Origin of the sequence: Rhizobium sp. CRRU65 (genome assembly GCF_048551595.1) — a bacterium.
Classification (GTDB): domain Bacteria; phylum Pseudomonadota; class Alphaproteobacteria; order Rhizobiales; family Rhizobiaceae; genus Rhizobium; species Rhizobium leguminosarum_J.
The window spans coordinates 62,344-75,766 of record NZ_JBLYZH010000022.1 but is presented as its reverse complement, the minus strand read 5'-3'; the positions used below and the strand labels follow the sequence as shown (position 1 = coordinate 75,766).

Genomic DNA, 13,423 nt, shown 5'->3' with positions numbered 1-13,423 from the left:
CACATAGGCCGCCAAGAGCAAAGCCTTCGGCTATGCGCTGAGCGAGCGCACCGCAGACGCGGCATCGACTACGTGAAATGGGCCATCGACTGCAGCGACGCGCTCGGCACGACGATGCTGAGCGGCCCGCGGCATTCGACGCTCGGCAAAATTCGGGAAGCCGGCCGAGCGCGGCGGAACTCAAGCGCTCGGTTTCCTCACAACACGCGATCGGCGATCATGCAGCAAAGCACAGCGTAATGATCGGGCTTGAGGCGCTGAATCGCCTCGAATGCTCTGTTCAACACGATGGACGATCTTGCGGCCCATATCGATGCGGTCGGACATCCGCATATCTGCGCCATGTACGACACGTTCCACAGCAAAATCGAAGAGACAGATCCAATCGGCGCGTTCACGCGAAACAGTGACCGCATCGTGCATGTCTACATTTTGGAGAACGACCGCCGCTTACCCGGCGGCAACATTCCCTGGGCAGAGAGGTTCAAGGCGCGACGCGCGAGCGGCTGCGACGGGTGGCTGACAATCGAGGCCTTTGGTCGAGGCCTCAAGGAGCTCGCCGCCGCGACAAGGTCTGGCGCGACTTTTCCGAGACACCGGAAGCGGTCTATCGCCAGCCTGAGCCTCCTCGAAATCCCTGGTCCGACCCAAACATCTACATCCCAAGCCCCAAGCTCTTGCCCCGCGAAAGCGACCGCTTCAACTCCATCTGCTGGGTGAGCTCCGCACGATGACCGCGGTCGGCAAGACGAGCAACCTGGCGGATCCGCTCGACGTCCTCAACCTGATCGGGCCCCACTCGCTTCAGCTGCTCCGCGAGATCTGAGGGATCGGCGCGACCGAAGCGCGTTTCGATCGCAGTCACGATGTCCTTTGCCTCGGCAAGCGCCTGACGGCCCTCCGGTGTCGCCGCCAGCTGCTCGACGAACTTTGCCTTGTCCGTATAAGGCAGATCGTCGAGCTGGCGCAGCAGCGCTTCGCTCCGGCGGCTCGGCCCCAGAACCTCGACCCCGTCCTGCTTTTCCCGCTTCCAGCGCTCCGAGCCGCATTCAGCCGCAAGGCGACGCTGCCAGGTGTTGGCGGATTGGCGAACATGTGAAGCCAGCGCATCGATCCGCGAAAGCGCGTGCTTGCGTTCGGCGTTGTCTCCGAACAGGCCGGTCTTGCCGGCGAGCGCGCCGATCGTTTCGGGCGAAGCGCTGAGTTGACTGGCGAGCGCAACCGGATCTGCGTTCTCATCCAGGATGCGGCCGCGCAACACGTCCATGGCCGCTGGCGCGTCTTTGAACACCTGCGATGCAAGCTGCTTTGCCGCCTCCCAATCTCGGTCGAATGCCAGCATCGCCCTTGACCGTCCGATCTCTTCGACGCTCATCGCATAGATCTTCACCGCCGCAACGAGGACGCGGCGTTCATCGTCACGTTCATCGACATTGGGGTCCTGGTGCGAAGAGCCGCCATCGGCGATGCTGCACGCTGCGAGCGGCCGCGGTTCTTGCATTGGCTTGGGAACCGCAGTGGCGGCAACGCGCTGGGCCTCCTTGATGATTGCAGCCGGTGCGACATCACTCTCGCCCTGCCCCCGGCGATCCTCCATGCCGCGCCGATTGGCAAAGTCATGGGTATAGTCAAGCGTCGTCTCCTTCACGCCCGAGCGGCTCAGTGCCTCCGTCAGGGCGCGCTCCGTCTTGAATGCATCGAGCCCGGCATAGAGCTGCACCGTCTCGCGATGACGGGTCATCGCCACATAGGTCAGATGTCGGTCCATCGTCGTCGACGCCAGGACAAAACTCCGGTCGACGGTGGCACCTTGCGTCTTGTGGATCGTCGTCGCGTAGCCGTGATCAAAGGCCTGGTAACTGTTCACCGGAATGATCACCTGGCGTTGCCCATCTTGCGTCTGCGCCTTGCCGTCAAGCCGAACCTGTATTGCGTCCGGTTGGACGGCGATCACCTCGCCCAGCATGCCATTCTTGACGCCGAGATCGCGATTATTCTCCAGGAAGACGATGCGGTCGCCGCGTGCGAAGGATCGCTTCCCATTGTTGGTCTGGTAGGTGAGTTCCTCACCTTTATCACCAGGCGGGTTGCCGGATTTTGCCAGCTCACCGCGATCCTGCAACCGAGCGCGAATGCCGGCATTGATGGCACGCACGTCGTCGCGTCGATGGGCCATCGCAATGCGCGTGTCGTTGGGATGTGCCGATCGGTCAGCGACGTAATCGGCAATGATCGCCTTCAGCACGTCGTCGCGGTTTGCTTTCAGCTGGATGTTGCCATGTGCCTCATAGGCAGCAAGCCCGTCGGCAGTCCGATGCGAGGCGAAGTCGATCGAAGCCTGCTTTTGCCAATCGGTTCTTTGCCGGCGCACTTCCGACAATTGCGCATGGCCGACGGCTTCGGCAATCGCCCGAAACGGCGCGCCCGCTCCGATCGCCTGAAGCTGTTCATGATCTCCGACCAGGACGAGCTTGGCGCCGGCCCGTCTGACCTCGTCGACAAAGCGGGCGAGCTGACGACTTCCGACCATGCCACCCTCGTCGATAACGAACACGTCACGAGCATTCAGCCGACCGCGATCGGCTTGCCAGCTGTATTCCCACGACGCCAAGGTGCGGCTGGCGATCCCGGACGATTGCTCCAGGCCTTCCGCGGCCTTGCCGGCCAATGCCGCGCCATGAACGCGATAGCCCTGCGCTTCCCAGGCCTGGCGGGCAGCCGCCAGCATCGTGCTCTTGCCGGCACCGGCAAAGCCGATCACGACAGCGATCTGAGCTGGCCCTGTGACATGCTCGATCGCCTGGCGCTGTTCAGCCGACAGCCCCTGCCCCGGTGAAGGATTTCCCGCCTGGATCGATCTGTCCTGATCGGCGATAGCAGCATCGACATTGCGCTTCGCCACAGCGTGGTTTTGGCGCGTCTTCATCGCAACAGTGGATGTTGCCATCGCACCCTCGATCGCCACCATCTCGACCGTCGAATAGCGTGCCTCTCCGTCACGGCCGCGAAGGCTTGAACTGTCGGGTCTGAGCTCGACAAGTGCCTTCGACGCCATGACCGCGGCAAAAGCATTCTGGAAGGTCTGCGCATCGTCGTTGATATATCGATGCAGAGCCCTGGCAATGTCATAGCGGTTGAAGACGCTCTTCTCGTTGGTAATCAGCTTCAATATCTCTTCGGGGCGCCTCCGGATGGTCTCGGCATTGCGATCGGCCGATTGCGGTGAGATGCGCGCGCGCGAGACTGCCCCACCCTGCCGATTGATCTGAGTGGCATGCACACCGACATGTTCGGTCGGCTCGATCGTGGTCCCGGCCTCCAGATGCGAACGATGATCGATGCGGATATCGAGGCCGGCCCTCTCAAGGTGCGTGTTGGCAAGATGCTCCCAGGCCTGTCTGAGATCCTTCAGCTGCAGTTGCGATGGCGGCAGGTGATTGGCGAGAAGCCATCTATTCTCCCGCTCAAGCAGCGTCTTGTCGCCAAGACCGGTTTCCCTCACCTCACGCGTCGTCATCATCAGATGCGCGTGGCTGTTTCTGATATCGCTTCCCTCACCTGGCCGATGGATCGCGAAGTCGACGGCAGCGCCATAGCGGTTGGCGAGATCTTCGGCAAACGCACGCGTCAGCGCTAGGCGTTGATCCGGCGTCAGTTCGTGTGGCAGGGCGATTTCGAATTCCCGGGCAATCCGGGCGTCACTTCGCTTCTCGGCACGCTCGGCGGCATTCCACAAGGCCGATCGCTTCATCGCCCAATAGGCGGAAGACCCAGTCGGCAAGACGATCTCGGCATGCTCGACACCTTTCCTGTTGCTAAAATCATGGGTTAGCCCATCACGCTCGTTCGTCAGCCGCTCGGCGGCACGATAGGCGGCGGACGCGACAGCGCTGCGGCCACCGCTGCGGGCGATCGGCTTCATGCTGAGATGATAGATCGCCATCGCTTGTCCCCTTGGTTAGCGGGCCGCCGGCCCGCGCTTTGAGTTGCCCGGCAACTCGTAAGTGCGCCCTTGTGCCTTCGTCGCTTGGCTCCTTCGGGCACTGGTGGGAGCACGCGGCAATCTCCCGATGACCTCGTAAGCCGTTCAGCCGGTCGCTTCCACGCGCAGATTTGCGGGTTTCGAAGCGCCGCTCTTCGAGACAACTTCGATCCAGGCACGCCGGCGGCTGTGATCATCCGTTCATCGCCGCGGCCAATGGCTGAACAGGAACAAGGGAGAAATCATCATGGCGCGCAAAACCATCGGCGAACGGTTGGCCCAGCTGGAAGCCCAGCGACAGACATTGCAGATCCGTCTCGGCAAGCAGGAGCGCGCCATCGACACGCGCCGCAAGGTGTTGATCGGCGCACTGGTGCTGCATCGGCTGGAGAATGACCGCGATGTGCAGATCGGCGGAGGACTGGCAGCCTGGCTCAGATCCGAACTGCCAAAGTTCCTCACCCGCGATGGCGACCGGGATCTGTTCGACGATCTGCTGAAGCCGCAGGCAAATGAGCCGACTATCGGCGATATCGGCAACGGGAGTGCAACATCATGATCCATGCCAACGAGATGAACAGTGAGACCTAGGGTCGCTAGTCCGACTTAGGTCCGGCTTTCCCTCGGCACAATCGGGCCTAGATTGTCCTGATGCTTGTTGAAAGGACGTCAGGGAGGTTCTAGCAATGTTGCCGACTCCAGTCAGAACCTCCCTGATGAATTGCCAAGTCGCCGAACCGTGTTGGAAACGAACAATGCAAAGAGTCGGGATAAAGCGAAGACTTCCCTCCGCTGATGCTTGTGGTGAGCGGTCAGGAAAAGCACAGGCTGGCTCGATCACTCGGCGACGATGTCGATGCCCCGATTATCAGGTGGCCGGTAGTGATTGCGAGGAACATATTGCGGGGATACAGACATGCCTTCATTCGGGCCAATGTCCACGCTAGGATAGCTCGGCCCGCCGGAGGCTCCAAATCATCGGTTGACATTCAAAAGGCAACGACATGCTCAAAACAATGGCAGTCGGCTTGGCCGCCTTGATCGCCATGTATGTTCTGGGCGGCATGAGCGCGAGACATGAGATCTTTCCTTGGCCACAACTTTCCGCGCTGAAGAAAATGGTTGGCGGAGAGAAGGCGGCGGCTCCAAGCCGTTATACGTTCGACGACAACGAACGACTGATCGGGGATGAATCAAAAACGCTTGTGGCCTGCCCGCCTCAGACTGACCGAACTGCTGTCTTACTCATTCTTGGCCAATCGAACGCGGCCAACTACGGTGGACAACGGCACCGCTCGAATTATGGCGCTCGCGTTGTAAACGCCTTTGACAAACGCTGCTTCATCGCGGCGTCGCCACTTCTTGGATCGACCAATACGAGGGGAGAGTATTGGACGCTTCTTGGGAACAATTTGATAGCATCGGGTCAAAATGACAACGTCATCCTCGCACCTCTCGCATATTCCGGATCTGAGGTCGCACGATGGGCGGCAGGTGGTGACTTCAATCCCGTGCTAGTCGATACAGTGAAACAGCTTCAGGGTTCCGGTTACCGGATAACGAACGTCCTCTGGGTGCAAGGAGAGGCGGACCTCGTTATGGGCACCACTGCGAAGGCCTACCAGGAACGTTTCATGTCGATGGTTGACACGTTGCGTCAGCACGGCGTCGAAGCACCCGTTTACATTTCGATTGCATCGAAATGCCTCGAACCGAGCAACGGCGGCTTCAAGGAGCATATTCCAGACAATGCGATCGTACGGGCGCAACTGGCCCTGTCAAAAAGCAGCCATGGTATCCGAGAGGGGGTAAATTCTGATGCGTTACTCGATGGAGACGACCGCTACGACGATTGCCATTTCGGGGGCACAGGCGGGGAGAAAGCGGCCCGGGCCTGGCTGAATCTTCTGCGCGGCGATCGCCATCTGGAAACCTCGCAATAGTCAGGCGTTGGAGCCTGAACAACGCTGTCGGTACAGGCCCGGCAGGCGTATTTGGGACGGCGGTGACGAGGACGCGTGCACTGCGCTGGAACGACGCCCAACCGTTCGGACACGTCCTCGCCAAGCCATGCAAGCCTCCGCCGCAGAGCAGATGGGGGCTTTCCGGCTCGATGATCTCCTCGATACGAGGAAGATGGACGGGCCGCAATTGGCGGCGCGTGTTTTGGGGTGCTGCTTGCCTGAAGGGCTATCGGCCTCGGCTCTGCATGAACGGTCGCGATAGCTGTCTCAAGGTCTTCCACCGCGAGATCCCTTCGCTTGTCCATGGAAAGGCGATCACAGATCAGGGCGGCGAGAACAATGTGGGAGCAGAAGACGGACCGCTCGATGTGCTATCGCGTGTACGTCGTGAATCAAATGCCGAACTTGCGACTGTCAGCACTTCTTGTTCTTGAGATCGTGCCTGCCTCGGCAAGGACGCTCCTCCAAACAATGAGCATACCAGGCGAAGGCGCGTCCGCGCCGGCGCCAGTTCGCGCACGGCTTGACCGGTTAAAAGGGCAGCCGCAGGAGGGTTAGCGGAGCGCCGCTCGGGAACGAGCGGAACCCGGGACCGACTGCCCCCGGCAAGCCGTTCCGCTTTGGGCGGACCCGTGGGCTCCCTCGCCTCACCTGCCCGGCCGTGCCAGTGAGCGGGCGATATCGACAATGTCGTCGCGCGAGGCGGTTGGGTCGTCCTTGCTCCAGGCAACACCAAGCCCGATCCTGAAGTCGATGCCTCTCACCGCCTTCAGCTCGAAGGCCCGGTTCGGCAGGCCCTCGGTCCATTCCGGCGCAAAGCCGATGCCAAGGCCGGCAGAGACCAGCGACACCAGCGAATAGGTGTCGTCGCAGCTGTAAGCGATGTTGCGGGTCAGATCGTATTCCTCGAACTTCTCGTTGAAGTACCGCTCGGTATAGGAGAGGTTCTTGCGGTTGAAGGCGATGATCCTTTCCGAACGTAGATCGTCGATACCAATCTCCGCCCTCTCCGCCAGTGGGTTGCTCCTGGCCACCGCCAACAGATACCGCTCATGGGCGATCGAGGAGAAGCGCAACGAGCCGATGTTTTCCACCGGTCTGATGAAGCCGAGATTGATCTGGCCGTTTTCCAGGCCGCGGATGATGTCGCCGGTATTGCCGCTTGATATATGAATGCGGATATCCGGGTACTTGCGGGCGATCTTTCCAAGGAACGCCGGCAGCACGCCGGTGGTCGCCGGATAGACGGTGCCGATCCTGATCTGCCTTATCGTCTTGCCGGCCACCGCCCTGGTGATCTCGGCGGACAGATCGACCTCGCTGAGGATCCCGACGCAGCGCTCGTGGAAGATCTCCCCTGCCCGCGTCAGTTCCACCCGTCTGGTCGAGCGGATGAACAGCGCGCAGCCGAGCTCCCGTTCAAGCGCCTGCACATGGTTGGAGAGCGCCGGCTGGGCGATGCGCACCTTGGCGGCCGCCCGGCCGAAGTGCAGTTCCTCGGCCACCGCGACGAAGTAGGAGAGCTGGCGTAGTTCCATGAATGCCCTGTCCCGACGACGTCTCACGCCGCCCTCGCGCTTCAGCACTGAGCTAGGCTATAGTCGCCGTTGATAGAATCAGCTCGCGCGGGAGGTAGCCCCCGCAAAGTGTGGATACGACGCAAAAATCGCCATGTCAAGGCGAATTCGATATGGGGAAGCGATTTTGTTGCCTATTCAGTGTAAGATGGCGCGAACCGCGCTGGAGATGGGCGTGAAACAACTCGCCGATGCAGCCGCTGTCTCAACAAATACGATCGTGAGATTTGAGCGCGGCGAGGATCTGAAGCCGAGGACAATCGCAGCCATTCGGACAGTTTTAGAAGAAGCAGGGGTTATATTCCTCGATGGCGATTACTCTGGGGTCGGTGGTCCCGGAATTCGGTTGAAGGCAATGGAATGACGCACGGCAAGTCCACAGCGCTGGTCGAACTTATAGTGCGGTTCGAATCCGCTCTTCACGCGTTTTGTGTGCCCATGATCTCCTGCAAGACGTCCCGAAGTCGTGCGTCCTTGGCCGATAAAATGGCGTCTCGCAGTTTCAGGAGGCTGGGCGCATTGACAGAACGTCTCATCCGGAGCGATCGAGTGTTTTTCGAGCAGGACCGTCGCGTCGGCATCGTTCAGGGCATCGAACGGGCTCAGCGAATACTTCGAACAGACCGGCAATCAGATGCACGGTTTACCGCCGTCGCTGAAGTTGAGGTGGCTGGCGTGCTCCTGCAAGCCAGCCACCTCACTCGTTGACTTTCCTGACGAGGCCTGGAATGTGGCGCGACATTTCCAATAGAAGGCGCGACCTGTCAGGTGGCCTCGAGGATCATGTTGAGGGGCGTCTGGGCTGCACGCCGGATATGAGTGAAACCGCCTGAGCGGATCACCTCGGCCAATCGCCGCTCTCCCGCTTGCGCACCGAGTGCCAGCCCTGTCTCCTGCGCAAGCGAGGTCGGAACGCAGATCATCGTCGAGGCGGAGTAATAGAGCCGTCCAACCGGATTGATATTCTCCTCCAGCGTATCTCCGGCCATTGGTTCGACCACCATCCACGCACCGCCCTCCTTTAACGCCTTTCGGATATGAGCCGCAGCGGCTTTCGGGTCGCCCATGTCGTGCAAGCAGTCGAAGCAGGTGATCAAATCGAAATCTCGCCCGTCGAAATCCTGCGCCCTGCCGACTTCGAAGTGCAGGTTCGTCAACCCGTGTGCCTGGGCGTGCGCGGTTGCAGCGGCAATCGAGCCCGGATGGAAGTCGTAGCCCACGAACCGGGAATTGGGAAACGCCTGCGCCATCAGGATCGTCGATAGCCCGTGCCCACATCCAACGTCCGCCACCTTCGCACCGGCTTTCAACCTGTCGAGGACACCGTCAAGCGCCGGCAGCCAGTCCTGCACAAGGGCATTGACATAACCTGGGCGAAACAGCCGCGCGACGGCGCAGAACATGCAGCCAGCCTGATCGCCCCAGGCAACGCCTCGGCCGGTTTTGAAAGCGGACTGCACCTTCGGCTGGTTTTCGACCATCGCAGCAGCGGTATCGAACGCGCCGATCAGATTGACCGGGCTGTCCGGCTCGGCAAACACGAAGGCCTGTTCGGGCGTCAGCGAGAACAATCCTCGCTCATGGTGCACATAACCGGAGGCAGCCTGTGCCGCCAGCCACTCGCGCACATAACGAGGTGCGCATCCCGAGGCATCGGCAAGTTCGTCGGCCTTCACCGGCCCGGTCTCCTTCAGCGTCCTGTACAGCCCAAGAGCATCCCCGATCCGGACCAGAGGTACGCTGACCGCTCCGCCAAGGTCGCCAAGGACGCGGCCCACGAGTTCATTGAGCGTTGTTTCGTTTATTTCCGTCACGTGAATTCCTCCCGGTGCTCGGATGGCGTCCTGCCATCCGTGACGCCGAGGATGAAGCTTGCCGTCTCGGCGGGCATGAGGCGGTTGTCCCGCGTCTGCGAAGAAATCCCGCTCCTTGGAGGGACACATGTCCCATCGGCATCGGAGGAGGTGTCTATCCACCTGCAGAAGCGGGCTATCGGGAGAGCGCGACGACAATCGCTTGCGAGCGGCTATGCACGCCGAGTTTGCTAAATATCACCGACAGCTGGTTTCGCACGGTCTTTGCACTCTTGCCAAGCCGTTCTGCGATCGCGCGGTTGTCTAGCCCCTCCGCAACGAGGTCGAGAAGGGCGCCCTCGGCGGGTGTCAGACCGGCCTCACTGACCGCACGCGGCCGCACCGACCGATCCTGCCCGAGAAAGGCAGCAAGTTCCGTTTGAAACACATTCCACGCGGGCTCGTCCGGCAAGAGCACATGGTTCTTGCTCTCAAGCGGTACGAAGCTCGCGCCCGGAATCGCGGCGGCGAGCTTGCAACCCTGGTCAAACGGCACGCGCATATCACCGCGGCTGTGTGCGATCAACGTCGGGACGCGCAGCATCGCCGCAAGGTCCAGCACGTCGATCCCCTGCATCTGCCAAAGCAGTTGTGCGGCGACGTCGGCCGTTGCCGTTTGCCGCTCGAGATCGCCCCACCAGCGATGCTGTTCAGGCGTGCCGTCGGGGATAAAGAGATTGGTGAAGAACCGGCAAAACGCCGGATTATCGCGTCCCCAGCCGACGCGAACGAAATTGACAAGGGTCTCGGCTTCCAGCCGCTCCGCCTCGGTCTGAGCTCTGGCGCGGGCACCCTGACCATAGGCGTTCAAAAGCACCAGATGCGATACTCGCTCGGGATATTTGAGGGCATATGCGATAGCGAGCGCGCCGCCCTGCGAAAGACCGAGGAGAACGAAGCGCGGCTCCTCGATCGACGCCGCCACGGCAGCAAGGTCGGCGTGCCACGCTTCGACCGAGAGGTCAAAGACATGCCGGTCCGACAGGCCGCAGCCGCGCGGATCGTAGCGCACAAACCGGTTGTGGGCGGACAGTGCCTGGAGCCACGGTCGCCACACCGGGCTTTCGAGATCATAATCGACATGGCTCAGCCAGTGCGCCGCCCGCAGGATCACCTGACCCTGCCCGCAAGACGCCATGGCAATACGGGTGCCGTCCTCGGCGGTAGCGAACCTTATAGTCTGACTGAGTTTCATCGGTCGAGAATATCGCAGCCGACGATCGCATAACAGACCTATCTCCTACGGGATGATTCTCCTGGAAGACAGTGCAGCCTGGGAGGCTCGCTACGAGGTCTTTCCGTAAATTTCGCCCGCTTCGGGCAATATACCCGACCGGCGATCTGAGCCCCTCCCGCTAGCGCTTGAGCACGAAGCAAAGTTCTCGCGACCTCCGTTGGCTGTCGCTGAGCTCACGGTCTTGTGGTAAGAGCGAGGAGGCCATCGTAAAGTGCGGTGGCAAGCGGGTCGACATCCGGTGCTTCCTGATGGAGGCGGAAGATCGTCGCAACAAGTTTACCGCGACCGAGCCGCTTTTCGATGATGAAGGCAGCGGGTTTGTGAACCCAACCGATGACGGTGCCGGCGTGCACGCGACCTTGGAATTCCCAGGGACGGAGGCCAGCCATCACCTGGTGCGGCGCGATAGCTTTTCAAGATCTTGCCGCGACCAGTCATAGTGCCGCCACAGAATTCAGCCCAATCAAGCTTGTTCAACAAGCGGATGGCGACAAGATGAGATTGCTGGCTCTCGTGGCTGTGGCCTTTTTGCTGACGGTCTTTCAGACTCAAGCCCAGATCAATGGGCCGTATGATGGATATGACGAGTTTGACGGATACGGTTACGATGATCCATACAGCCCCTATCCGCCACCACTCGATTACGATCCAGCGCCTCCCTATCAAGAGCCCCTGCATGATCGCAGGCAATCGCCGACGGGGCGTGCGAAAGGAACCATCGAAATCGTGACGAGCAAGCATGCGCTCATTTACACCACCCCTTGGGGCGAGCAGTTCGCTTACCCCATCGCGGTCGGCCGCGAGGGCAAGCAATGGTATGGATCTACGCGGGTCGTGTCGAAGCGAGCCCATCCCGAATGGCGACCCACGGCCGGCATGCGGCAGAAGAACCCTCGGCTTCCAGCGGTCGTGAAGCCCGGTCCCGCCAATCCGCTTGGAACCCGCGCGATCTATCTCGCCGATGGCCTGTTGCGCATCCACGGCACCAACGACCCCTCGTCTATCGGCACCAACGCGTCCAGCGGGTGCTTTCGAATGTACCGTCAAGATGTCGAAGAGCTTTACGAGATCGTGCAGCCGGGAACGAAGGTCATCGTTCGGCGCTAGCTGTCAGCCGATCGATCGCTGATGGACCTCTGCGGATTGACGTAGGGATATTTAACCGTCGATACGCAGCTTGCGCGCCAGAGCCTGAAGTTCCTTGAACCCTTCGTAACGCTTGTCATGAATATGAGGGATCGGCCCTTCTGATGGCAGGAATGTCGTTTCGACCACCGAGAGTGTCGTCATCGCTTCGCGTACATCCGCAAACAGACCGCCGGCGACAGCGCCCAGGATGGCGGCCCCCAGGAGCACCGGTTCCTCGGCCTTTGTCGCGATGACCGGCTTACCGCTCGCATCGGCAAGCAGCTGGCGAACGAAATCGTGCTGGCCGGCGCCACCGCTGATGACGATGTTTTCGATGGTAACGCCCGCATCGGCCTGCGTCTCGATGATCTGCCTGAGGCCGTAGCCGATACCGCAAAGCCCTGCGATGTAAAGTGAGACCAGGCTGCCGATATCGTCCTCCATCCCGAGACCGGCAATGATTGCGCGGGCATGCGGATCGGCAAAGGGCGCGCGGTTGCCGAGGAACTCGGGAACGACGTGCAGTCCGGCCGCAAGCGTGACGGCGTCGGAAGAACGGCCCGCCTTTCGGGCGGCCATATCTGCGAGCAGAACCGGCAACGGAACGCCCGACTTCTTCGAAAGCTCCCTCGCTTCCGCGGCAGCCGGATGGAAGGCGAGCAGTTGGTCGATCGCCGCGCCGGCGGCACTCTGGCCACCCTCGTTCAGCCATAGTCCCGGCACCATGGCCGAATAATAAGGCCCCCAGACACCGGGCACGAACGACGGTTCAGCTGTCGATGTCATCGTGCAGGAGGAAGTGCCGAAAACATAGGCCAGATTGGCTTGTGGATCGGTACCGATGCCAACGGTTCCTATTCCGCCCGCATGGGCGTCGATCAGTCCGGCAGCGACGGGCGTTTCCGGCTTCAGGCCGAGCTCGCCGGCCGCAGCCGTGGTCAGTCCTCGACCGAGGGCCGAACCGGGCTCGACGATAGCCTGCCCGATGCGGGCAAACTCTTCGTCGGCGAGCGTGCCGAGGCCGATCTGATGAAAATAATCGCCATCCCAGCGCTTTTCATGGGCGAGATAGGTCCACTTGCAGGTGACCGTGCAGGTCGAACGCGACAGATCGCCGGTCGCGCGCCAGGTCAGGAAATCTGCAAGGTCGAAGAATTGCCACGCGGCATCAAAAACCTCAGGGCGATTTTCCCTCAGCCAGAGAAGCTTGGGCGTTTCCATCTCAGGCGAGATACGGCCGCCGACGTAACGCAGGACGTCATGGCCGAGCGCATTGATGCGCTCCGCCTGCGGGACGGCGCGGTGGTCCATCCAGACGATGATGTTCCGCTTCGGATCTTCCGAGGGCCCGACGGGAAGCGGCTTGCCGCCTTCGCCGAGAACGACGAGCGAACAGGTGGCATCGAACCCAAGCCCCATGACGGACGCCGGATCGACCCCGGCCGAGGAAACCACTTCGCGCACTGCCGCACAAACCGCCGCCCAGATCTCGGCGCTCGATTGCTCAACCATTGAACCCGGTTCGTGAAACAGGGTGATATTCCGCTTGGCGGAGGCAAGCATCCGGCCGGTCAGGTCGAACAGGCCGGCACGGGCGCTGCCGGTGCCGACGTCGACGCCGATGACATGTTTGGCATCTGCTTCTGGCGTGCGAGATGTGTCGCTCATGGTCTCTCCTTTGA

General features: G+C 61.1%; 11 protein-coding genes and 2 pseudogenes. 6 read left to right on the top strand and 7 right to left on the bottom strand.

Going from position 1 to position 13,423, the window contains the following annotated elements:
• Nucleotides 1–42: 42 nt before the first annotated feature.
• A pseudogene (locus tag ACM5SV_RS32565) lies at nt 43–734 on the top strand (sugar phosphate isomerase/epimerase family protein); the annotation flags it as partial.
• Here the strand turns inward: ACM5SV_RS32565 and traA are convergent.
• Nucleotides 656–3,943: a Ti-type conjugative transfer relaxase TraA gene (gene traA / locus ACM5SV_RS32560; protein ID WP_419425479.1), complete on the bottom strand. Its 3,288-nt coding sequence runs from the start codon at nt 3,941–3,943 to the stop codon at nt 656–658. The pseudogene ACM5SV_RS32565 and the gene traA overlap by 79 nt on opposite strands.
• Before the next feature lie 286 nt (nt 3,944–4,229).
• Here traA and ACM5SV_RS32555 point away from each other — a divergent pair, with 286 nt between their 5' ends.
• A complete protein-coding gene (locus ACM5SV_RS32555) occupies nt 4,230–4,541 on the top strand; it encodes a mobilization protein (RefSeq protein WP_222018396.1) in 312 nt (103 codons plus the stop codon).
• A gap of 445 nt (nt 4,542–4,986) precedes the next feature.
• Nucleotides 4,987–5,925: a sialate O-acetylesterase gene (locus ACM5SV_RS32550; protein ID WP_012760137.1), complete on the top strand. Its 939-nt coding sequence runs from the start codon at nt 4,987–4,989 to the stop codon at nt 5,923–5,925.
• Nucleotides 5,926–5,927: 2 nt separating this feature from the next.
• Here ACM5SV_RS32550 and ACM5SV_RS32545 read toward each other — a convergent pair.
• Both ACM5SV_RS32545 and ACM5SV_RS32540 read right to left on the bottom strand, forming a co-directional pair.
• Nucleotides 5,928–6,236, bottom strand: a pseudogene (locus ACM5SV_RS32545) (IS66 family transposase zinc-finger binding domain-containing protein); the annotation flags it as partial.
• A 357-nt stretch (nt 6,237–6,593) separates the two neighbouring features.
• Nucleotides 6,594–7,484, bottom strand: coding sequence for a LysR family transcriptional regulator (locus ACM5SV_RS32540; RefSeq protein WP_419425478.1), 891 nt, complete (start codon nt 7,482–7,484; stop codon nt 6,594–6,596).
• 187 nt (nt 7,485–7,671) lie between these two features.
• Here ACM5SV_RS32540 and ACM5SV_RS32535 point away from each other — a divergent pair, with 187 nt between their 5' ends.
• On the top strand, nt 7,672–7,887 hold the full coding sequence (locus ACM5SV_RS32535) for a transcriptional regulator (protein WP_171815749.1): 216 nt from the start codon (nt 7,672–7,674) through the stop codon (nt 7,885–7,887).
• A gap of 155 nt (nt 7,888–8,042) precedes the next feature.
• Complete coding sequence (locus ACM5SV_RS32530) at nt 8,043–8,231, top strand: hypothetical protein (RefSeq protein WP_128407259.1); 189 nt, start codon at nt 8,043–8,045, stop codon at nt 8,229–8,231.
• A gap of 56 nt (nt 8,232–8,287) precedes the next feature.
• Here the strand turns inward: ACM5SV_RS32530 and ACM5SV_RS32525 are convergent, their stop codons facing one another.
• The 3 genes from ACM5SV_RS32525 to ACM5SV_RS32515 form a co-directional block, all read right to left on the bottom strand.
• Entirely contained in the window at nt 8,288–9,337 is a 1,050-nt protein-coding gene (locus tag ACM5SV_RS32525; RefSeq protein WP_017997123.1) for a class I SAM-dependent methyltransferase, read from the bottom strand.
• 175 nt (nt 9,338–9,512) lie between these two features.
• Complete coding sequence (locus ACM5SV_RS32520; RefSeq protein WP_128449597.1) at nt 9,513–10,571, bottom strand: alpha/beta fold hydrolase; 1,059 nt, start codon at nt 10,569–10,571, stop codon at nt 9,513–9,515.
• Between the two features lie 215 nt (nt 10,572–10,786).
• Complete coding sequence (locus ACM5SV_RS32515) at nt 10,787–11,002, bottom strand: hypothetical protein (protein ID WP_245461259.1); 216 nt, start codon at nt 11,000–11,002, stop codon at nt 10,787–10,789.
• A 106-nt stretch (nt 11,003–11,108) separates the two neighbouring features.
• Here ACM5SV_RS32515 and ACM5SV_RS32510 point away from each other — a divergent pair, with 106 nt between their 5' ends.
• Entirely contained in the window at nt 11,109–11,720 is a 612-nt protein-coding gene (locus tag ACM5SV_RS32510) for a L,D-transpeptidase (RefSeq protein WP_128449598.1), read from the top strand.
• Nucleotides 11,721–11,771: 51 nt separating this feature from the next.
• Here the strand turns inward: ACM5SV_RS32510 and ACM5SV_RS32505 are convergent, their stop codons facing one another.
• A complete protein-coding gene (locus tag ACM5SV_RS32505) occupies nt 11,772–13,409 on the bottom strand; it encodes an FGGY-family carbohydrate kinase (RefSeq protein ID WP_128449599.1) in 1,638 nt (545 codons plus the stop codon).
• Nucleotides 13,410–13,423 lie beyond the last annotated feature (14 nt).